Origin of the sequence: Pseudomonas sp. PAMC 29040 (genome assembly GCF_003994535.1) — a bacterium.
GTDB classification, from domain to species: domain Bacteria; phylum Pseudomonadota; class Gammaproteobacteria; order Pseudomonadales; family Pseudomonadaceae; genus Aquipseudomonas; species Aquipseudomonas paraversuta.
The window spans coordinates 359,863-381,331 of sequence record NZ_RZAA01000006.1 but is presented as its reverse complement, the minus strand read 5'-3'; the positions used below and the strand labels follow the sequence as shown (position 1 = coordinate 381,331).

General features: G+C 62.4%; 16 protein-coding genes and 1 pseudogene. All 17 read right to left on the bottom strand.

Annotation, left to right across the window (positions count from 1 at the left end):
- Positions 1–21 precede the first annotated feature (21 nt).
- On the bottom strand, positions 22–3,354 hold the full coding sequence (locus tag WG29040_RS14070) for an ImcF-related family protein (protein ID WP_256681551.1): 3,333 nt from the start codon (positions 3,352–3,354) through the stop codon (positions 22–24).
- The gene (locus WG29040_RS14065) at positions 3,338–4,471 is read right to left on the bottom strand and encodes a hypothetical protein (RefSeq protein ID WP_127196350.1); all 1,134 of its coding nucleotides are present in this window, start codon (positions 4,469–4,471) and stop codon (positions 3,338–3,340) included. Before WG29040_RS14065 ends, WG29040_RS14070 begins: the two co-directional genes overlap by 17 nt.
- Positions 4,468–4,725, bottom strand: a complete 258-nt coding sequence (locus WG29040_RS14060; RefSeq protein WP_060693285.1) for a PAAR domain-containing protein — start codon at positions 4,723–4,725, stop codon at positions 4,468–4,470. The genes WG29040_RS14065 and WG29040_RS14060 overlap by 4 nt, the downstream gene beginning before the upstream one ends.
- Positions 4,726–4,753: 28 nt before the next feature.
- Positions 4,754–5,269 (bottom strand): DUF3304 domain-containing protein, encoded by a 516-nt coding sequence (locus WG29040_RS14055; protein WP_127196349.1) that lies wholly within the window; start codon positions 5,267–5,269, stop codon positions 4,754–4,756.
- Complete coding sequence (locus tag WG29040_RS14050) at positions 5,257–5,772, bottom strand: DUF3304 domain-containing protein (RefSeq protein WP_127196348.1); 516 nt, start codon at positions 5,770–5,772, stop codon at positions 5,257–5,259. The genes WG29040_RS14055 and WG29040_RS14050 overlap by 13 nt, the downstream gene beginning before the upstream one ends.
- Complete coding sequence (locus tag WG29040_RS14045) at positions 5,760–6,275, bottom strand: DUF3304 domain-containing protein (protein WP_165878360.1); 516 nt, start codon at positions 6,273–6,275, stop codon at positions 5,760–5,762. Before WG29040_RS14045 ends, WG29040_RS14050 begins: the two co-directional genes overlap by 13 nt.
- 37 nt (positions 6,276–6,312) lie before the next feature.
- The gene (locus WG29040_RS14040; RefSeq protein WP_127196347.1) at positions 6,313–8,604 is read right to left on the bottom strand and encodes a DUF2235 domain-containing protein; all 2,292 of its coding nucleotides are present in this window, start codon (positions 8,602–8,604) and stop codon (positions 6,313–6,315) included.
- A complete protein-coding gene (locus WG29040_RS14035; RefSeq protein ID WP_127196346.1) occupies positions 8,592–9,107 on the bottom strand; it encodes a DUF3304 domain-containing protein in 516 nt (171 codons plus the stop codon). The genes WG29040_RS14040 and WG29040_RS14035 overlap by 13 nt, the downstream gene beginning before the upstream one ends.
- The gene (locus WG29040_RS14030) at positions 9,095–9,616 is read right to left on the bottom strand and encodes a DUF3304 domain-containing protein (protein WP_127196345.1); all 522 of its coding nucleotides are present in this window, start codon (positions 9,614–9,616) and stop codon (positions 9,095–9,097) included. The genes WG29040_RS14035 and WG29040_RS14030 overlap by 13 nt, the downstream gene beginning before the upstream one ends.
- A gap of 5 nt (positions 9,617–9,621) precedes the next feature.
- Positions 9,622–10,422, bottom strand: a complete 801-nt coding sequence (locus WG29040_RS14025; RefSeq protein ID WP_127196344.1) for a DUF4123 domain-containing protein — start codon at positions 10,420–10,422, stop codon at positions 9,622–9,624.
- Positions 10,419–12,821: a type VI secretion system Vgr family protein gene (locus WG29040_RS14020; RefSeq protein ID WP_127196343.1), complete on the bottom strand. Its 2,403-nt coding sequence runs from the start codon at positions 12,819–12,821 to the stop codon at positions 10,419–10,421. Before WG29040_RS14020 ends, WG29040_RS14025 begins: the two co-directional genes overlap by 4 nt.
- Before the next feature lie 2 nt (positions 12,822–12,823).
- Positions 12,824–15,472 carry a type VI secretion system ATPase TssH gene (tssH, locus tag WG29040_RS14015; RefSeq protein ID WP_127196342.1) on the bottom strand — a complete coding sequence of 883 codons (2,649 nt, stop codon included), beginning with the start codon at positions 15,470–15,472 and terminating at the stop codon, positions 12,824–12,826.
- Between the two features lie 144 nt (positions 15,473–15,616).
- Complete coding sequence (locus tag WG29040_RS14010; protein ID WP_127196373.1) at positions 15,617–16,108, bottom strand: Hcp family type VI secretion system effector; 492 nt, start codon at positions 16,106–16,108, stop codon at positions 15,617–15,619.
- Between the two features lie 177 nt (positions 16,109–16,285).
- Positions 16,286–16,690, bottom strand: a pseudogene (locus WG29040_RS24555) (OmpA family protein); the annotation flags it as partial.
- A gap of 1,163 nt (positions 16,691–17,853) precedes the next feature.
- The gene (tssL, locus tag WG29040_RS14000; RefSeq protein WP_127196341.1) at positions 17,854–18,534 is read right to left on the bottom strand and encodes a type VI secretion system protein TssL, short form; all 681 of its coding nucleotides are present in this window, start codon (positions 18,532–18,534) and stop codon (positions 17,854–17,856) included.
- Positions 18,531–19,886 (bottom strand): type VI secretion system baseplate subunit TssK, encoded by a 1,356-nt coding sequence (tssK, locus tag WG29040_RS13995; protein WP_127196340.1) that lies wholly within the window; start codon positions 19,884–19,886, stop codon positions 18,531–18,533. Before tssK ends, tssL begins: the two co-directional genes overlap by 4 nt.
- 24 nt (positions 19,887–19,910) lie before the next feature.
- Positions 19,911–21,452, bottom strand: coding sequence for a type VI secretion system contractile sheath large subunit (gene tssC, locus WG29040_RS13990; RefSeq protein WP_165878359.1), 1,542 nt, complete (start codon positions 21,450–21,452; stop codon positions 19,911–19,913).
- Positions 21,453–21,469: the final 17 nt, after the last annotated feature.

Genomic DNA, 21,469 nt, shown 5'->3' with positions numbered 1-21,469 from the left:
TGCAGAGCATGTGGTCGCTTTTCACAGGGTTTTGGCGTCGCTCTCGCCAAGGAATATCTGCCCCGGCAGGCTGAAGTCGCGCAGCTTGAGCAAAGCCAGCGGCCCGGCATCCAGCTCGGTTCTCAGGTGCCAGGTCAGGCCCAGGCCGTCCGGGGCATCGAGCTCCAGCCGGTAGCGGCTGTCTGCATCGTTCAGGGGCGTGACCCGGGCTTGCTCCAGCCAGCGGATCAGCCCCCAGGTACCCGGATAATCACCAAACAAACGCTCGCCGGTATGCACGCTGGTCCAGCTCAGGCTGGCTCCCGGACGGTCACTGCTGCCCGGCCAGCTAAAGCGCTGCCAGAACTCTTGCTGATTGAAGTAATGATGCTGGGCACCGTTGAAAATGAAGGTGGTCTGCACCACATCCCTTACCGGTTTGCCCTGCAGCTCGAAGCTCAGGCCCATGCCGCCGTCGGTATAGATCACATCCGCCAGCTGGCTCAGCTGGTTGATCGCCGCCAGAAACTGCGGGTTGAAACGCAGGCCCTGGGCATGCCGCGGGTCGGCCATCCAGCGACTGCCTTCCTTGCGCAGGACACCGTTCAGCTGGCTGTGCAGAAAGCGTTCGATGCGCCCGGAGTCAGCCCGGATCATCTGCCCCAGCATCGGCAGCGAAGCATCGCTATGGGTATCGGCAAACGGATAGCGCCCGGCAAAGGCGGCCTGCCAGTCGCTGACAATCGCCCGCTGCCACTGACGGTTGAGCCCCGCCGCCGAGGGTTGCAGCACCCGTTGCCAGGCCTGCTCCAGCGGCTGCACGAACAGAGTCTGGGCGACGCCGTTCCACTGCGCCCCCAGGCTGGCTGCGAGCAGACTGCCGTAGGACTGGGTGTCCGTGAGGTCGATGCTCTTGCCCTGGAACACGGTCTGCGCCAGGGCCTGGGTCATGGCCTGCGGATCGGGCGCGGTGCTCACTTGCTGCAGTTTCAGGCGCACCCGGGTAACCCGGGTCAGGAACGCCTGCAGGCTCAAGCGCTGGGCGTTGCCCTCAGGGTCGTTGCCCAGCAGGCCCAGCAGCGGACCGAACGTGGCGTCCAGCGGGCTGCCCGGGCCCCGGGCTTGCTGGTCGATCGCCTCGACCTTGTCCTGACTCATCAACTGTTGCGCCGACTTCATCAGCGAATCGGCCAGGGCCTGGCTACGGGTCCCGGCCTGTCCCTGATAGGCCAGGGTGTTCATCAGGGCAATCAGTGGCGACTGGCGCACATCGCTCATCAGGCTCAATTGATCGATCACTTGCGCCAGGCTGGCAGCCTGCTGCCAGCGCAGGCTGTTGAGAAAATCCAGCCAGGCGTTGGCGTAGTCCTGAAAGTAGCGCTCAGTGAGGCGCTCGCGCAGTTGCTCCGGGGTCAGCTCATGGGCGATCTCTGCCTGCCGGTCGCTGAGCACCCAGTCGATTTCCTCGCGCCGCGTCTGGGCGATCTGCTCAATCGCCCGGCGCACCTGACCGTCCCAGGCCTGGCGGGTGAACACCCCTGGCACCCGCGCCGCAGTAGAGAACAGCGCCGCGGCGTCGGTTTCAGCCACCATCTGCTGCAAGCTCAGATCAGGGTAGTGCGGGGCCGCCGCGTCGAGCACCTGACGGTACAGGTGAGTGTCGGCATTGCGCTGGCCCAACTGGCCCAGCAGCACCTGGCGCGCCTGGGCCACCAGCCCCGGATCGGCTGCGATTGCCCACTGCGGATGCGCCGCCAGATGGTCGCCATAGAACTGCCACAGGCCCGGCCCCAGCGCTTGCCAGAGCCCCGGCGACACGTCGTCACGCAGCGGTTGACCATGGCCCAGCGCCTGGCGCAGAAAACCGCCATCGGCTTGTTCCGGGCGCGCCAGCATCAGGTACGCCTTCAGGTGTTCATAGGCGCCCCGGGCCTGTTCGGCCCGCTGCTCGCTGCCCGCCGGCAAGCGGATCAAGGCTGTGAGCCGGTGCTGCAGACTGGCCGCCGCCGGGTCACGGAGCAAGCCCTTGCTGGCCTCGACATAGTGCGGCCACAGGGCATCCAGCAGGCTCTGGTTCTGGCTCAGGCCAAACCCCAGATACCAGGGCACACCCTGCCTGGCGCGGTACTCCAGACGTGCCAGCTCACGCACCAGATCGTTGAACGCACCCAGTTGCTGGTCCGCATTGCCCGGCTGCTGCAACGCCGCCAACGAGCTTTGCACCTGGGCGATCTGCACCCGGTTGCTGACAAACGACAGCAACAACCCCGCGCCCCACACCAGTGCCAAACCCAGCGCCAGAGCATAAGCAGCGCGCGGAGCGCTCCAGCCCAGCCGCCGGCGCCCGGCCCTGTCGCCCAGCACCCCGTGCCACGCCGCAGGCGCCAGCCAGTCATGTTTCGATTCATGGCTCGGGGCCGCCAGCGGCAGACTGAACCACAACCCGCGCACCGGCAGGCCACGGCCGCAATCGCCAGCCAGCCGCGCCAGGGTGCGCCGCCAGCGGGCAATGCCCCCGGCCTGCAAATCCCGCGACAGGCGCAGTAAAAAATCGTGACTCATGTCGGTGTGCATCTGCTCCAGCCCTTCGCGCCGCAAAGGCTCAAGCAGGTTATTGAGCGAAGTCTCCAGGGCTGCGGCGCTGTCTTGTGCCGGCAACCAGCAACCAACCTGCTGCAGCTTGCGCGAGGGCTGCGGCCAGGCACTGGCGCAGACCTGCCACAGGTGCAACGGCAACTGCCAGTGCAGGCTGCGGGCCAGGCTTTGCAACTGCCGTGCCCCCGAGATGATTGCCCCGTCATCGGCGGACTGCTCCGCAGTCAGTGCCCAGACCACCCCGTCCAGGGCACGCCAGCGGCTGAGCCCGGCCCAATTGCGCTGGAATGCCTCTGTGGCCAGCAGCGCGCTGCCACCCCACAACAGCACACAGCCCTGCCCCTGCAACCACTTCTGCGCGGCCAGGGTCGGGGCCACGGCCTTGATCTCTGCCGGCTCACCCACCACCAGCAACAGCCGGACCCTATAGCGCCAGAAGAGGCCGTATCGGGTTCGCAGATATTGAGTTAACTGCGACTGGTGATCCGGCGTATCCGGTTCCTCGGGAAGTGACAATGGCGACCACCGGGAGCCGTATACCAGCTTGCGGATCCCGCGCAGTACAATCTGCCAGGTAATGAGTGCCATACCGAACAATAAGGCCCACAGCGACAAGCCCTTAAGCAGCAGTTCTTGCATGACGGCACGACTGCTGACCCGGGGCTCCATCAACCACCACCAGATCATCGCGCCCGCAGCCACCAGCACCGCCAGGATCACGGCAACCAGTAAGGCCGTACTCCAGGGTGAGATTTTTGGAGAATCAACTGTTTGAGTCATGGGGGTGCACGATTCCAAGGGCCAGAGTGTGATGAGGGTCGTTCGCCAGCCAGGCGCAAGGCTCCTGATGCTGCTCGACATACCAGGCAGCCAGCGTTTGGACGACCATGGCCTGCAGGCTGTCCAGGAGGCCAAAATTGGCGTCTTGCACGTGCTGCCTGGTGTTCCAGCCGGTCGCAGACAGATCAGGCACATTCGGCTGAGAAAACGACACGCAGATTGGCGTGGGTGCCGCCAGCTCGCTCTGTTGTAGCGCTCGCCTGGCGACCGCAGGGAGGGAGTCCGTATCTGCCGCAAACCATTCGCCTCGAGAAAAGCCTACGCCGCCTTCCGGGCCAAGCACCCATAACACTGCGGCTTCGCCTGCCGGCAAGCGGCTCTGCGGCTGCAAAGGCGAAGACTGGCAACCGGCACAGAGAATGCGGGCGCTGGCTGGAGCCCCCTGCAATTGATCTATAAGCGCATCCAGGCTCTGCATTCCCTGCCACGGTTCGGGCCGCTCGGGCAGATGAACCTGCGCCGAACACCGTGCCATCTGCTCGACAAATGCTTGCCAGGCCGCCAGTGAACCCTGCCAGTAGCAACGTAATGGCTCAAAGGCTGAATCATCAGTGCGCTGCTGCTGCCACTGTAGAGCGAGCAAAATCGCCAGATTGCACTCACGTTCGGCGACATCTTTCCCAAACACCTGACCCAGGCGAATCGTATGACCTTCGTCGGTTTTAGCCGGTAAGGGAGGCCGATGGGCCGGACTGAACAACTGCAGCCCGTGTTGCGATTTGGTACATGTCGCGCCTAACAGCACAGACTCCACCAGCGCGACCTTCTCTCTATGGCGCTTCCACCAGGCCTCACTTACTTGCTGCGCCGCCTCGGCATAACACAGTGCGTTATGCCGATTGAAGCGCACATACACCACGCGCAACAGCAGGGCCAGCATCCATAGCAGCACTGTTAAAGCGCCACCGACAACCGCCATGCGCGGCTCGATAAACGAACCCAAAGCCACACCGGCACTGCCCGACAGCACCAGCAATGCAACAGCCCATGCCAACCAGCGCGAATACACCGGCGCCGGTGCCACGGGATAGGCGGCAAATTCGGGCGCGGTATTCATGAAGCCACCAGACTGTCTGGCATGGAACTGACCAGCGTGCAGCCGCAAGCGCTGCGATGACCGTGCAATGCCGCCGGCCGGTCATTTATATGCAGCAGATCACTGCCTTCGGCGATCTCGGTCCGGCCGTGCAGATTGCAGTGCACCGCATCGCCCTGACAGGCAATCGGCTTGCCGTGACACTCGTAATGTCCCTCCAGCACTTCGCCTCCATATTCTCTTAACGTGTCTCCCTGACGGATCACCGGTTTCATCGCCACATCTCCAGATATAGGCTGCACATTACTTCGGACATGATTGAGGCTCCGGCAAGTGCAGTGGCGTTTTGATCGGGTATTCGGGGCTGCCGTAGGCGTAGCAGGACGTAGTGACCTGGAGCTCATCGCACGGCAGAAAGTGCACGGTCAGGCCGCAGACTTTTTGACCGGTGTAGTCGGGGACGGGGACTACTTTGCTGAGTTTGCGTTTTTGAGAATCAATCTCCGCCTCCCACGCCAAATACTTAGGCCAATCTCCAGTTCCGGGGTATCCCTTTGAACTGCCCGCACCTGTTTCCCAATCAATACGCACCGTCAGCCCCGGCTGCCAGCGCGACGGTGCGCTGTAACAGCAACCTCCCCCGCCCCCCTGGTACGGGCCGATAATGTCGAGGCCCGAACGGCCGTCCACACTGAAGCGGTTGATCGCCCAGTGGGTGTGATTGATGGCTTCGAGCGTGCTGGCCTGAGCGCTTTGCACGAGCACAGCCCCGACCACGGCGCAGATTCTGGCGAGCAAACGGCTCTTTATTGCGGACATGACTGAGGCTCCGGCAAGTGCAGCGGGGTCTTTATCGGGTATTCGGGGCTGCCGAAAGCATCACAGGACGTAGTGACCTGGAGCTCATCGCACGGCAGAAAATGCACGGTCAGGCCGCAGACTTTTTGGCCGGTGTAGTCGGGGACGGGGACTACTTTGCTGAGACGGCGAGTTTGCGCGTCGATCTTTTCAACCCAAGTTAAGTATTTAGGCCAGTCGGTATAGCCAGGAGAGTCATACGCGTAAGCCACACCCGCTTCCCAATCAACACGCACCGTCAGCCCCGGCTGCCAGCGCGACGGTGCGCTGTAACAGCAACCTCCCCCGCCTCCCTGGTACGGGCCGATGATGTCGATGCCCGAACGGCCGTCCACACTGAAGCGGTTGATCGCCCAGTGGGTGTGATTGATGGCTTCGAGCGTGCTGGCCTGAGCGCTTTGCACGAGCACAGCCCCGACCACGGCGCAGATTCTGGCGAGCAAACGGCTCTTTATTGCGGACATGACTGAGGCTCCGGCAAGTGCAGCGGGGTCTTTATCGGGTATTCGGGGCTGCCGTAGGCATCACAGGACGTAGTGACCTGGAGCTCATCGCACGGCAGAAAATGCACGGTCAGGCCACAGACTTTTTGGCCGGTGTAGTCGGGGACGGGGACTACTTTGCTGTGCTTTCGCGTTAATGCATCATTTTTTTTAACCCACGCCAGATACTTGGGTCTATCAGCAAAACCGGGAAAGCCATCGGCGTAAGCAACACCTGTTTCCCAATCAACACGCACCGTCAGCCCCGGCTGCCAGCGCGACGGTGCGCTGTAACAGCAACCTCCCCCGCCACCCTGGTACGGGCCAATGATGTCGATAACCGAACGGCCGTCCACACTGAAGCGGTTAATGGCCCAGTGGGTGTGATTGATGGCTTCGAGTGTACTGGCTTGAGCGCATTGCACGAGCACAGCCGTGGCCAAGGCGCAGGCAATAATTGCGCGGCACTTCATGGCGCTGGACATGGTTTTGACTCCTGACGCCGGGCGGCGAAAGACAGACTCAGGCCTGAGCATCGTTTGCCTCCCCGACCTTGGCATGCTGGGCTGCCCAGTGCGTATCGATGGCTTGCTGGGCTTGTGCCATTCGTTGTGCATCCATGACAACCGCAGGTCCCGGAGCCGGCAAGGGCGTGGGCCCGGCGAGCATCGTCGCTTGCGCTTGAGAGTTCAGCGCGATCTCCCTTCTGCCGGCGTCGCCGAAGAACACCATGCGCTCACGGAAATAACTGCCCATCGGTTCGCGCCCGAACGCATAGAGGAACCAGGCCCGGGAGTCGTGGACCTGATCGTCGAACAGTGCACGCAACAGCCCCGCCGGCTGTGTTGCGTTGGCGGTTTCGTCTACCGGGCCACGGTATTTTTCGTTTGGATGATTATGGTAGCCAGCCGGTGGTGGAAACAGCTGGCTGACCCTGGCCCGCCCGGCCGCTTTCATCTGCTGGTACTCGATACGCGCATCGACGGTGATGATCTGCAAAACGATCACCGCCGGGGAGTAGGCCGGTAGCAATCGACTCAGGCTGGAGACCAGATGCTCGGGGTCGCGGTAGGCCGCACCGAACTCTTCGGCAGCTTCGCGCAATTGGGTTTGGCCGATGTCCGCATCGAAATCCTTGACTCCGGGTGCCAGCGGTTTTTTTGGTTCGCGCCCGAAACGCTCGCGGGCCAATTGCTGGAGGCGGCTCTCTGCGACTTCTGCCTGTTTTTTGTTGCGCGCGCTCCTGGCTTGCTCGCGCACCGCTTTGTCCGCCTGGGTATCACTCGCCTCACGGTAGAAAGCCTGCTGCTGCAAACTGGCAAAGGCATAGCGGTCGATGCGCCAGGCGGTGATCCAGCCCAGCTGTTCACGGGCGGCCTGTTCCAGGGTGCTGGTGGACGTGAGGGGTTGATAGCGTTCTGTTTGCTCAATGGGTAGCGGTTGGGAAACAGGGGGCAGATCCAGAGTTAGCTGACGCCAGGCGTTGAAGCGGGTGACCAGGGGCTGAGCAATATCGAACCCTTTCACTACATCAAATTCCATCGCCCGCCATAGCTCATGACGCAACCCGATTGGTAACGACTCTTTCGGGACTTTAAAGGGCGCCCCGTGAGCAAAAGCATCTGCATACAGATCATTTAGCGCGATTTGCGACAGCAACAGCCCATCATTCTCACCAGTGGCCTTCCCCTGATCCCCAGGCGGATACCCTCCCCCAAGATCCGAATGCACTCCCGGATAGACCACTTCCACACTGTTCACCGGGTAACCACCGCTCTCGCGACGGATCGACTCCAGCGGAAAACACAGGCGTTGTTCATGGCTGGCAAACAGGTGCAGGCACCGTTTGACCAGCCCGCCACCGGGCAACTGCTGATTGCCGTCGGCCCAGCTCATATGGCCGTTCGCTACCGGCACGATGTCGGCAATGCCTACCGAGGCCACCGTATCCAACAGCCCCAGATACTCCACGCTCAGGGGGATCTGCAAATCGTCCAGTTTCAGGTACGGACGCTGACGCATCAGCTCGTTCAACCAGCTGACAAAGGCCCGCGCTGCTGCCGCCCCCCGGGAAAAACCATAGACATACAGCTTGATGCCCAACAGCTTCGGAGCGCCGGGGTGCGGCTGTTCCAGTGCCTGGCGCAACGGCTTTTCAATCAGCTTGAGCTGTTTGTTAAACACGCCGGCACGGTTGGCCTGGCCGTTTACGAACTCCAGCCCGGGCAAGGTGCCCATGGCCCTGACCGCCGCCTGCAGGCTCGCGTTGTCCAGTCGCGGCAGACCCAGAGTGCGGCGCAGGGCATCGATCAGCATCAGCAAGCCCCAGTTGATCCGCTCTTCGCCAAACCAGGCGCCGGCCAGGCCCAGGGTGGTGTAATCCAGGTCGCCCACCTCGGCAAACGGCGTCCCCACGCCGGGCATGTAGTACTTGAAGTACTGGCCATTGCCGGTGCCTGCCGCATCGATCAGGCGCCCGGCCCTGTCACTGTGCGCGGTACCACCGGCATGCCCGTCACCGACCGTGGCGCGAAACAGCCGCGCGATATTGGTCGGGTGCGGCGTACCGGCCTCGTACAGATCGTGGTTGAGGTTATTGCCGGTGCCGTCGAAGAACAGGCTGATATGCAGGGTTTTGCAACACGGCGGCGTGACCCGGTAACCGGCCGCCAAACACAGGGCATCCTGATAGCCCCGTTCCTGCTCGCACTGACGCAGGATATTCTGTTGCACCTGTTCGACACGGCGCGGCAAACGCCCTTCCAGCGGAAACGGTGGCGGCAGCCAGACACCGGCATGTTTCACTTCGGACATGATTGAGGCTCCGGCAAGTGCAGCGGGGTTTTGATCGGGTATTCGGGGCTGCCGAAGGCGTTGCAGGACGTAGTGACCTGGAGCTCATCGCACGGCAGGAAGTGCACGGTCAGGCCGCAGACTTTTTGACCGGTGTAGTCGGGAACGGGGACTACTTTGCTGAGTTGGCGTTTTTGGGCTTCTATTGACTTTTTCCAGGCTAAAAACTTTGGCCAATCTCCAGTTCCGGGGTATCCCTTTGAACTGCCCGCCCCCGTTTCCCAATCAATACGCACCGTCAGCCCCGGTTGCCAGCGCGACGGTGCGCTGTAACAGCAACCTCCCCCGCCACCCTGGTACGGGCTGATAATGTCGAGGCCCGAACGGCCGTCCACACTGAAGCGGTTAATGGCCCAATGGGTGTGATTGATGGCTTCGAGTGTGCTGGCCTGAGCGCTTTGCACGAGCACAGCCCCGACCATGGCGCAGATACTGGCGAGCAAACGGCTTTTTATTGCGGACATGACTGAGGCTCCGGCAAGTGCAGCGGGGTTTTGATCGGATATTCGGGGCTGCCGAAGGCGTAGCAGGACGTAGTGACCTGGAGCTCATCGCACGGCAGAAAATGCACGGTCAGGCCGCAGACTTTTTGGCCGGTGTAGTCGGGGACGGGGACTACTTTGCTGAGTTGGCGTTTTTGGGCATCGATGTTGTCAAGCCAGGTGTAGTATTTTTCCCGATCCGCAAACCCCGGAAAACCCTCGGAGCTGCCGACTCCTGTCTCCCAGTCAACTCTAACCGTCAGCCCTGGCTGCCAGCGCGACGGCGCGCTGTAACAGCAACCTCCGCCGCCACCTTGATACGGGCCGATGATGTCGATACCCGAACGGCCGTCCACACTGAAGCGGTTAATGGCCCAGTGGGTGTGATTGATGGCTTCGAGCGTGCTGGCCTGAGCGCTTTGCACGAGCAAAACGCCAACTAGCGTACCGAGCAAGACGCTGCGATACCTGCCGTCCCTGGATCCGGGCATAAGGTTCAATTCCTGTTTTGTCCTGGGCAGTGCGCACTGAGCTCGCGCAACCTTTCCAGGGTGTAGGCTTCGCGTTGCGCAGTCAGCAGCAACCCGTCCCGGGTGGCGTCCAGCATTGCCGCGAAGCAAATCTGAAAGCGCTCTTCTGCGCCCCCTTCACACGGCAAGGCATCGGCAAGACTCAACATCGCCAGCGTGGCATCGCTGGCGCAGCAAAGGGTTTCCAGCTGGCTGTCGCTCAGTTCAATGGGGGCGAAGTCTTCGGGCCATTCAGGGGTCTCGGGGGCACCCAAAAGCCGTTCGGCAAGACCGTCGCGATCGAGCCAGCTCCAGAAGACCGCCGGACGCAACAATTGCTGCTGTTGTTCGGGTTCAAGCACATGACTGAAAAGCAACGGAAACAGACGCGGATCGTAGTAGCGCAACAGGCCGGAACAGCCACCATTACTCGCTTCCAGGCAGCGTCCGAGATGGTCGGCCACGAGCTGAAAAGGCCACAGGGATGCCAACACCAGCAACTGCGAACGACCACCCAGCGCTTGCACCAGCCCCACCAGCCACTGGCGCTGCAGGGGCTGCGCCAGATCGACCCGCACCAGCAATGGCGCCTCATCCTCCAGGCCGGCCTCCGGCATCCCGGTGAATAATGAGTGCCATGGCAACGAAGGCTCGACACTCAGAACACTGGGGAGTAACGCGGTGTCAACGGCGGCCTGATCAATAATGATATCCAGGCTGGTGATGCTGACGTGTGCGCAGCAAACCTCCAACAGCTCGATCCAGGTACCCCGATCAACAGAACTCATGCTTGTGCCCCTCGGGACACAAAGCCCTGTGCCGCGGCAGTGGCTTTTTTCAGGCACTCCTTGCACACCGAACCGGGTAACTCAGGAAGGGGAAATTCTTCACTGGTTGCCGGATTCAGGCGGTGCTGCCCTTTAACGCTGATCACCCCCGGGCCATGGATCTGGATCTCGCCTTGCGGCGTAATACGGATATAGGCACCACCACAGCCCAGAGTGATGCCATTCTTGGCCGTCAGTTGCAGATGGCCCTGAACCGACTGCATGGTGATGTCCTGTTGGGCAATCAGATTCAACACGTCGCCGTGGGATTCGATTTCCAGCGGCCCCTTGCCGGACACCAGGCGCAGGCCTTCCTGCTGAGCCAGCAGCGAGATGGCCTGGTTGGCATGAAGAGACAGGCGCTGGGCGGCGGCCAGGTTGATTTCGTCGTTGCTTTGCACATACAGCGCGTCGCCGCTTTTGAGCAGCAGGCTGGCGGGGGTCACTGCACCGATGCCCTTGGGGGCGCTGAGTAGAATCGCCGGGGCGTCGAGCTCTTTGGCGCTGTGCTGAAACTGCTGCAGACCGTCAACGGCAGGCGGGGGGCTGTGGTGGGCCCGGGCGATGATTTGCCAGTCGGCCATTTGCTGTTTCGCACCCTGCACCAGGCTGGTGGCCGATTGCATGGCCAGCACCTCGCCCTGGGCCTTGGGCTGCGCGTCGGCACTGATAAACATGCCGCTGCCAGCGCGGATCGCCCCTCGCCCATCGGTGCGCAACTCAAAGCCTTCGCCGCGCTTGTGCTTCTGCGCATCGACCAGGTGCCCGAGGTTCAGCTGGCTCTTGCCGCTGTGCTCGGTACTGAGCTTGATGTGCTCCTGCCCGCGCAGGTCTTCCATGCGCAGCTTATTGTTGGCTGACGTGCGCAACACGTTGCGCGTGTAGTCGCGTTTACCCAGCGTCACGTGATCCGGGTGCTGGTTGTCGTGCAAGGCGTGGGCGATGTATGGCCGGTCGGGGTCGCCCTGCTCGAAAGCCACCGCCACTTCGGTGCCGGCAATCAGCGGCAGGTGCAGGCCGTGGGTGTCACCGGCATAGGGCCGGGCCAGGCGCAGCCACAGGCTTTCGGCGCCGGGTTTCCAGCTGTCGCGGTCAAACAGGAAGTTGACCTTGTAGCGCCCTTCGAGGTCGATGTGGGCGTAGGGGTAGTGTTGTTGCGGGCTGGTGACCCGCGCCGGGACGGTGCCGGCGATCTGTGGCTTGGGCTCGAGCGGCGGGCGAAAGCACAGGGTTTGCGAGTACGGGATGGCTTCAAAGCTGACTTCGAGGCTGCGGTCGCGGGCCGCCCGGGTGATGACTCGAGTGATGACTATCCGCGGCAGGAAGGCCTGGGGCGGGCCGCCGTTGATGGTCAGCACCTGGCCGGGCGCCAGGGTGACGCTGCTGCTGATGCCGCTGAGCCGGGTGCGGCTGTTGAGGTAGCGTTCGTGGCGGATGCGCGCGTAGAAGTAGCCGCTTTCGGTTTGCAGGTCTTCGTCAAAGGCGTAGCGGTCGCCCATTTCGGTGTAGGGCTCGGCGTAGTGGTAGGCCTCGCCGTAGGTGCCGCCGGCGCCACGGGTCTGGTCGAGTTCGCCGTCGAGACGGGCGTGGATGTTGCGCGGGTCATAGGCGCGGATGTTGACGTGGCGCTCCACCACCTGGTGGCTGGACTGCAGCCCCCAGACGCTGTCATGGCCGCTGCTGCTCATGCCCGAAGGCGCCAGGTAATCCACCTCGACGTCGAACTGGTAGAAACGCTGGTGATCGTGAAATTCCACCACGTCGATGTTCAGGCGCTCGTCGCGGGTGAAGCGGTACCAGATGCCCACCTCGGCCAGCAGCCGCGAGATAAAGGCCAGGTCGCTTTCGTCGTACTGCAGCACTTGCAGGCGCTTGGGGTATTCACGCACCAGGTTGAAGAAAAAATCCTGGCCGCGGAAGTCGTGACGGCTGCGCAGGATGCTTTCGACAATTTCCGGCACCGTCTGGTACTGGTAGATGCGAAATTGCCGGCCGCGACCCAGCAGCGCCAGACGCGGTTCGAGGGTGATTTGGTAACGGCCTTCATCGCGGGAGCCGGACAGCCGTTTGAAGCCGCTGACCACCCCGTTCAAGACCCGCAGGGGCCCGGTCTCGGGCAGGCCGAACGCCGGGTAGCCTCGGGTTGGCGGCGCACCGAACAGGCTGAAACTGGCCTGTTGCCCGAGCAGGGTCTGGGCCGCGATATCAAGGTCGCTACAGGTAAATTCAATCCGGTAGTTGAACACTTCGCTCAGGCCCTCGCTGCCCTCGAAATCGAGAACATCGAGCAACTGGGCAACATCGTTTACCAGCAGTATGTGGCGGCTGTGGTCGAAAAAAGTGCGCACAAAAGTAGACATGCTCAGGCCTCCATGACGCCGCTTGACTGCGCATCCGCGGCGTCAATGAAACGCAGGACAATGCCGTCTTCAGCGTTGTGGCCAAGGTGCACGCCAAGGGTTTTCTGGCGGCCAGCCTGACGTTGCAACAACTGCTGGCTGAGCACCGGCAGGATTTGCTGGTTGAGCAGGCTGTCGATGTTGCGCGCCCCGGTGTCCGGCAGCAGGCAGGCCTCCACCAGGGCCTGGTTGAGGGCGGGGTCGATCCGGCACTCAAGGCCGTAGTGACGCTGCAGGCGCCGGGCAACCTGGCCCAGCTTGATTGCGACGATGCGCTTCAGGGCATCGGCTTGCAGCGGGCGGTAGATCAGGGTCTGGAACCGCGCCAGCAGGGCCGGCTGGAAGTGTTCACGCAGGATCGGGCGCAGCATCTCGTGCAGGGTGCTGTCCGGCGCGTCTGGGGACTGTTGCAGGCAGGCTTGCAGCTGATCGCTGCCCAGGTTTGAAGTCATGAGGATGACAGTGTTGCGAAAGTCGATTTCGCGCCCCTCTCCATCGCGCATGCAGCCCCGGTCGAACACCTGATAGAACAGGTTGAGCACATCGCGATGGGCCTTCTCCACTTCATCCAGCAGTACCACGCTGTAGGGGCGCTGGCGCACGGCTTCGGTGAGCACGCCCCCCTGGCCGTAGCCAACGTAGCCGGGAGGCGCGCCCTTGAGCTGGCTGACGGTGTGGGCTTCCTGATACTCCGAGAGGTTGAGGGTGATCAGCGATTTTTCGCCACCGAACAGCCGGTCAGCCAGGGCCAGGGCCGTTTCGGTCTTGCCGACGCCACTGGTGCCCACCAGCAGGAACACGCCCAATGGCGCTTGCTCGTCGGTCAGACCGGTTTTGGCAGCACGCAGACGCCGGGCCAGTGCGCCAAGGGCGTGATCCTGGTCGATCACCTGCCCGGCCAGTTGTTGTTCCAGTTCCAGCAGGCTGGCCTGCTCGTCCTTGAGCAGACTGCCCAGGGGGACGCCGGTCCAGTCGGCAATCACTTCGGCCACGCTGCGCACGTTAACGTCCAGGGACAGCAAGGGCTGATTGCCCTGGACTGCACTCAGCCGTTGTTGCAGGTGCAGACAGACGTCCATGGGCGGCGGCTCGGCCTGGCGGGCATCGAGCAGTTGCCGGGTAAGGTCGAGTTCACGGCGGTATTGCTCTTCAAGCCCGGCTTGCTGACGTTGCAGTTCGGCCTGTTGCCCAGCGATGCTGGCCAGGCGCTCGGCGGCGGGGCTGCCACTCAGGTGCCGGTCTTGTTCAAGGGCCAGGTGCTCCAACTGCAGAGCGTTGTGCCGGGCCTTGAGACGTACCAGTGCCTGGGGCTCGCAGTCCAGGCTCATGCGCACCCGGGCGCTGGCGGTGTCGAGCAGGTCGACGGCTTTGTCCGGCAACTGGCGGCCGGTCAGGTAACGCCGCGAGAGGTTGACCGCCGCCTGGACCGCCGCGTCCTGGATGTGCACACCGTGGTGGCTGGCATAGCGGGCCTTGAGACCACGCAGCATCAGGCAGGCACTGGCGTCGTCGGGTTCGTCGACCGTGACCTTCTGAAAGCGTCGTTCCAGGGCGGCATCGCGCTCGAAATATTGTTTGTACTCGCTCCAGGTAGTGGCGGCGATGGTGCGCAATTCGCCGCGCGCCAGGGCCGGCTTGAGCAGGTTGGCGGCATCAGCAGCGCCGGCCTGGTTGCCGGCGCCGATCAGGCTGTGGGCTTCGTCGATAAACAGCAGAACCGGGTGCGGCGCTTGTTGCACCGCCTCAATCAGGTTTTTCAGGCGTTGTTCGAACTCGCCCTTGACCCCGGCGCCTGCTTGCAGCAACCCCAGATCCAGGCTGCGCACGCTGACCGGCTTGAGGCTGTCTGGCACATTACCCTCACTGATGCGCAATGCCAGGCCTTCCACCAGCGCCGTCTTGCCCACCCCGGGTTCGCCCACCAGCAGCGGGTTGTTCTTGCGCCGACGGCTGAGGATATCGATGACCTGACGGATCTCGTCGTCACGTCCGAACACCGGGTCGATCTGCCCTGCCCTGGCTTTGGCGGTGAGGTCCTGGGTAAATTTGTCCAGTACCGCCAGCTGCACTTGCGCCTGGTCGCTGGTGGGCACGAGCGGTATCTCGATGTACTCCACGGCTGCCTGTTGCAGGATCTGCGGACGCTCTTCGGAGTGCTGGTCGAGCAGCCCGGACAACTGCTGCAGCTGGCCAGCGCTGATGCTGAACAACGGCCAGGCCGCCTCACAAGCGAGCAGCCCGGGGGTTTCCAGCAGCGCACCGAGCAGATGCACCGAACGCAGGGTGTCGTGGTTGCCGTCCAGGGAAGCTTGTAGCCAGCCGTTCTTGATCAGCTGTTGCAGCCTGGCACACAGCTGCGGCTTGCTCTGCACTGTGCGCGGCAGGCTGTCGAGATGCTCTAGCAGACCGCGCCAGAGCGCATCCATATCCCATTCATGGCGACGGGCGATCAGGGTCAAGTCGCCCTCGCCCTGTTCCAGCAGTTTGAGCAGCCAGTGCTCGATGCTGATCAGCCCATGGCCGCGGCTCTGGCACAAGGAGGCCGCTGCACTCAGTGCCTGGGCGCAATAGGGGTTGAGACGGCGAAGCAAACGAATGGCATTCTGGGCCATGGGGTACATCCCTGTTGTAGATTTTCGGCAGGTCGGCAAAGGCACATGCAGTTCGATGTGCTTGGCTCAGCCCCCCACGAACGGAGGCTCGACCCTGCACACCGCAAACCTGCCGGCGGTTACCCGCCGGCAGGTCTAGTCGCGTCAGACGCTCGGACGCTCGCTCCAGGAATCGGAGTGAACGATGTTGCCGTCCTTGAAGGTCCAGATGATCTTCTCGTAGCGCAGCTCAACCTGTTCCAGGTGGTTGTGCTTTTCCTTGGCGGGGTCCTTGATGTCGTGCATTTTCGGCGCGACCTTTACCACCTTGACGTTTTCCAGGGTGGTGTTGAAGTACTCGACTTCCTGCCCCGCGTCATCAATGCGGTACCACTTGAACTCGGCGCTCTTGAGGGTCTGGCCGGTGCCCACAGCCCTGTACAGGTAGGGGCTGGAGGCATCGATTTCCTTGGTGAACAGAAACGGGGTGTGGATCCGGGTGCCGGTGAGCTTGCCGGTGTTGTTGTCGGTGGGGATATACAGGCTGTGGTCCTGGGCCAGCACCTCAATGCTGCCTTCGCGCTTTTGTACGTCCACCGATCCCTTGATATCGGCACCGCCGTCATCTTTCAGCCACAGGTAAACGGGAATCGCCATGTGAAGCTCCTTTTTCAACATTACCAGCCGCGGGATGCGACCGGGGGGGGGAATGGCCGGCCCCGCGGCGGGCAGCACGCAGGCCCCCGCTTGCGGCACCAGACGAATATCGACACGACGGTTGGCGGCACGTCCGGCCACGCTGTCATTACTGGCCAGGGGCTGGCTGGCGGCATAGCCCCGGACGGCGAAACAGCTGTCGGGGATGTCGCCCATGCGTTGCATCCAGTCGCGTACCGTCGCCGCACGGGCCCGGGACAGCTCAAGGTTTTGTTGCGGGTTGCCACTGGCATCGGTATGCCCGTCGATGACGATCAGCCAGCCCGCCTGGACCTTGAGGCTGGCCAGGGCACTGATCAGTACCTTGGTCGAACCCGGTTTTAGTTCGGCGCTACCCGTGCCGAACAGTGACAGGCCGTCCAGCCGCACCGCAGGCGCGGTGTTGGTGTTGGTGAGCACGGGTGCAGGTGAGCGATGACTGGCAATGGTCGCCAGCACCGGCAGGCGCAGGATTTCGCCGCGGTACAGGCCCAGGCCCAGTGCCAGCGGTTCGCCCTGGCGGTAGTAGCTATCCAGGCGCATGGCGTCCTGTCGCAACACCGCAACAGCGTTTTCGCCCAGGCCGGTTTGGTCAGGTCCGCCCTGTTCGCCAGAAGTAATGGCTGTGTAGCGGCGCAGATCGTCACTGACCTGGCGCAGCAACAAATTGTTTTGCCAGGCCGAGCTAGTCATGGCCATGACAGCGGCCAGCACGAACAACCAGCATGCTGCGACACCCGCCCACAGATTCGTGGAGCGCCGGGGCCGCAGCGCCAGCAGATTCAGCAGCGGGTCGGGAAACGGCAACCGCGCATCGACGCCCGCCAGCGATGGCCCGGTATCACTCAAGCCGGTCCTTTCGGCCAGCCATTGCTGCCACAGATTACCGACAGCGGTGCACGGCAGCTGCGCTACCAGCGTGAAGGCACAGACCAGAGGCTGGCTGCCATCGCGGGTATCCAGGTGTGCCAGTACCGCGCGCCTGAGCCAGGCCGCTGCACTGCCGACCTGGACTGCATGGCCCAGGCGTGAGGCGTAAGCGGCGTTGTCGGGGGCACGCTGCTGCCAGTCGGGCAGGTTGCTGCAGGCCCCGGTTTCATATACACGAGGGGCAGGCTGCCCGGCTTCCCAGCTGAACCATAGGTCACTGTCTTGAGCCGTCTGCAGATAGCTGACCAGCATCAGCGGCAGAGTAATGCCACGCTTGCGGCACCCCGCCAACTGATTGCCAAGGCTGCGCACCCGGCCGGCCAGCTCTGCGGCGTCGCGGTGTTCGCCAGGATTGACGATGAACATCACGCTAAGCTGTCCAGCCCATTGCGGGCGCCGGGCCAGAATCGCCGAGCTCAAGCTCAATAGCTGATCCGCAGCAGGTACTTGCACATAGCAGCCCTGGGCCGTGGTTCGCAGGGCCAGTTGCCCGGGCGAACCGAACAACCCCTGTAGCCCGTCGCCACAGACCAGCACCACGGGCTGTTGCCAGGTAGCGGGCGGCAGGGATATATCACCGGCCAGCATCAGACGCCGGCGTTTGCGGGCAAAACGCCGCCCCGTAAGACTCCAGGCCCGGGCGAGCACAGCCACTACCAGCAGGACAGCCACGGCCCTTATCCAGCCGGCGAGTGGGATCAGCCACAACAGGGCCAGGCTCAGTGCTGCGGCCCACAGCCACAGGCTTCGTGTCAGCTTGAGGGTCATCACTGCCATCACCCCTGGCCAGGCATCAGGGTCTTGATCAGCTCATCCAGCCAGTGATCCAGCCCCCACCAGACACCGACCAGCAACAGGGTCGCCGCCAGAATATGTACCCATGGCGAATGTAATCGGCGCAGGGAGGACACTGCCTGGCCTGGCGCCAGTGTGGTGATCGCCTGGTGCAGTTGCAGAGGAGCCACCCGGGCATTCAGGTCGGCCAGCAGGCGCTCGCGCTGTGGGTCATTGAGGTCGCGGTAGCGGCCCTTGAAACCGAGCATCAGAACCCGCTGGAATGCCGTCAGCAGCAGCACGTCCGGCGCGGGCTGGAACAGGGCTTCGCGCATCTCTTCATAGAGAAACTCACCGGCCTGGTGGCTGCTGAAAAAACGCGTCTGCAAGGACTGGCTTGCCCAGTCGGTATGAGCATTGCCCCTGGCGCAGCCAAGGGCAGCTTCATCCAGCAAGGCGCACTGGGCGTGACTGATCAGATCGACACTGCGCCTGCTCACACCAGCCTCTTTGAGAGCCTGTTGCACCTGCTCGACCTGGCGCTCGCAGCGCTTCCACACATCCGGGCTTTGTTGCATCGAAGCGCCCTGGCGCAACTCGATCACCAGCAGGTAGCTGTCTTGCAATAACGCATCCAGATCCGACGCGCTCAGGGTGGTATTTTTGTCGTTGCTCAGGTTCATGCGCGCAGTACCGCAAACAGTTCAAGCTTGATGTCGGGCAAAGTGCTCGGCACGTAAAAGGCGCAGGTCCCTTCAGCCAGCATCGCCCGCCCGCTGGCGTGGCCAAGGTCGAGGGCGAAGTACTGGTTTTCCAGGCGCAATGGTATGGCCGCCGGCACATGACTGAGGGGCTGCAACGGCACGCCGTCGAGCGCAGCGTTGACCAGGTGATCGACTTCATCCGGGGGCCCCACCTTGCACAGGCGCGGGAACTGGCTTTGCAACTGTGCTGCCGGCATGCGGCAACGTACCGAGAGGTAGAAGTCGACCCCGTCCGGCTCACGCAGGCGCCCGTCGTTGAGCGTCACCTGCCAGCGATTGGGCCCTGCTTCGTCCAGCTCCAGGGCAATGACCCGGGAGGGCAGGCTGGCTTCGAGCAAGGTCGAAATGGTGCACATCAAAGGCGCAAAAACACTTTCCAGCCGGTCATGCCGATAGGCGGGTATCTGGTCGATATCGTGTTCCAGGGAAAAGGTCATCAGGCTACCGGCCAACTTGACCAGCTCCAGGTACACCTGCTCGGGATGCCGCGCAGGATGCGCCTTGAGGTCGGCCAGTACCGGCTGATAGGTGTTCAATGCGCTGAGTAGCCAGAACAACGACACATCGGCCACGGCAAAATCCGCCATGCGCTGGTTGCTCTCGCGACGCATGCCCATCAGCCGTTGCCGCTTGGCCGACAACTGGGTCAGCAGGTTATCCAGCCGGGCCAGCAGCCCCGGATGAGCCGCGAAGCTGAGCAACGGCGGCACATAGTCAGGATCGAGGATCCAGGCGCCCTCCCCGTCCCGGGCCAGACGCACCACCGGGCATGTCAGGTACTCGGCATTCTCGTCATCAGCCAGGCGCAGGCTCAGAACGTGCTCCATCACACCCACCGACTGCACCTCGTCGGCATAAATATCCTGCACGGATCGCCAGTCCTGACGATAACGGGTCGGGCGGTCGGCCCTGGTGCCTTCGAACAGACAGTTATTGCCATTGGCCTGCTCCAGCGGCAAGGCCAGCACCAGGGTCGCGGCCCGGGCGCTGGCGGGTAACAGCCGGGCCAGGTCCAGGGCCGGCGGCAGCCGGTCCACATGCTCGCAATCGATCAGGGTGCCATCAGCCATGCGCACTCGCATCCGGGTCGCCTTGAGCTTGCCCAGGCGCAAGGCCTGCAGGTCGAACTCCACCCCCCGAACCCCCCAGGGGTGAATCAGGGCCAGATGGGCCAGTTGTTCATTGGCCCAGGCCTCCCAGCGCGCCTGTTGCTGGAATTGTTGCGGGGACAGCAATGCCCCCGCAGCCCACAGGGGGCGGTCGATCTTCATGACAGCGTTTCCCCGCGAAGTGACTCAGGCTTTTGCCTTGGGCATCTGCGAAACCAGCGACAAATTGACGTCCATACCTTCAACCTGAAAGTGCGGCACCGCGTACAGCTTGACCCGGAAGAAGCCGGGGTTGTCCTCGATGTCTTCCACCGTCACCCTGGCATCTCGCAGCGGATGAGAAGCCTGCAGGTCGTCTCCCGGATCACTCATTTCGGTGACCAGGCCAGCGATCCACTTGTTCAGCTCCAGCTCCAGCAAACGACGGTCCTTGGTGGTACCGATGTTTTCGCGCTGAATCAGCTTCAGGTAGTGGGCGATACGCGACAGCAAGAAGATGTAGGGCAGACGGGCATTGATCCGGCTGTTGGCCGTGGCGTCGGCAGTGTCATACAGCGCCGGTTTCTGCGCCGAGTTGGCGGAGAAAAAACAGCCATAGTCGCGGTTCTTGTAGTACGACAGCGGGATAAAACCGAGATTGGCAAATTCGAATTCGCGGGTTTCCGGGATCATCACTTCGGACGGGATTTTCACCTGGTTGCCCGTACCCAGGTCGTACAGGTGTATCGGCAGCCCGGTTACCGCGCCCCCCGATTGCGGACCGCGAATCTGCACGCACCAGCCGTTATTGATAAAGCTTTTCACCATGTTTGCCGCAAAGGCGAACGAAGCGTTGGTCCACAGGTATTTTTCGTGGTCCGGGCCCTTGACGCTTTCGATGTAGTTGAAGCTGCGCACCGGAACGGTGTCCGGCCCATACGGCAGGCGTCCCAGCACGCGGGGCATGAGCAAGCCGATGTAACGGGAATCGTCGCTGTCGCGGAATGACTTCCACTTGATGTATTCAGCCCGGTCAAAGTAGTTGCCGATATCCTTGATGGCGGCAACTTCTTCCATTGACTGCTTGCCGAAAAACGCCGGCCCGACAGAGCCGATAAATGGCATATGGGCAGCTGCCGCCACTTTGGAAATATTGCGCAGCAGGGCAATATCCTGCGGGCTGCGGTTGAACTCATAGTTGGAAATGGCTGCCGCAACCGGCTCGCCACCCGGGGTGTCGTACTCCTGGGTGTAGGTATGCAAATACAGCCCGCTCTGGGCAATTTCAGGAGCGTCTTCGAAGTCCTGGACCAGATGCTCCTTGCTGATATCCAGCAGTTCAATCCGCACGTTCTGGCGAAAATCGGTCTGATCGATCAACGACTTCACGCCGCGCCAGGTCGACTCGACACGCTGGAAGTCAGGATGGTGCAATACCGCATCAAGTTGCCGGCTGATCTGTGCATCCAGGGACGCTATATGTTCATCCAGCAAGTTCTTGTCCAGACGCTCGACTTTATGCGACGACTGTTTTAGCAAATCCAGGAACACACTAACCGCCGCAGTTACCCGTTCATCTGTCGAGACTTCGGACAACGCCTCGGCATTTTGAAAAGTTTCGATACCTTCGAGTTCGGTGACCGGGTTGAGATTGATTTTTCCGAACAAGGCCCCATAGACACCCGGACTGCTGTCCGTATCGCGGGTTTCAGTTTGCTTTGCGGGGACGGATGATTGTTCTACCGACATGACGATTAACTTCCTTA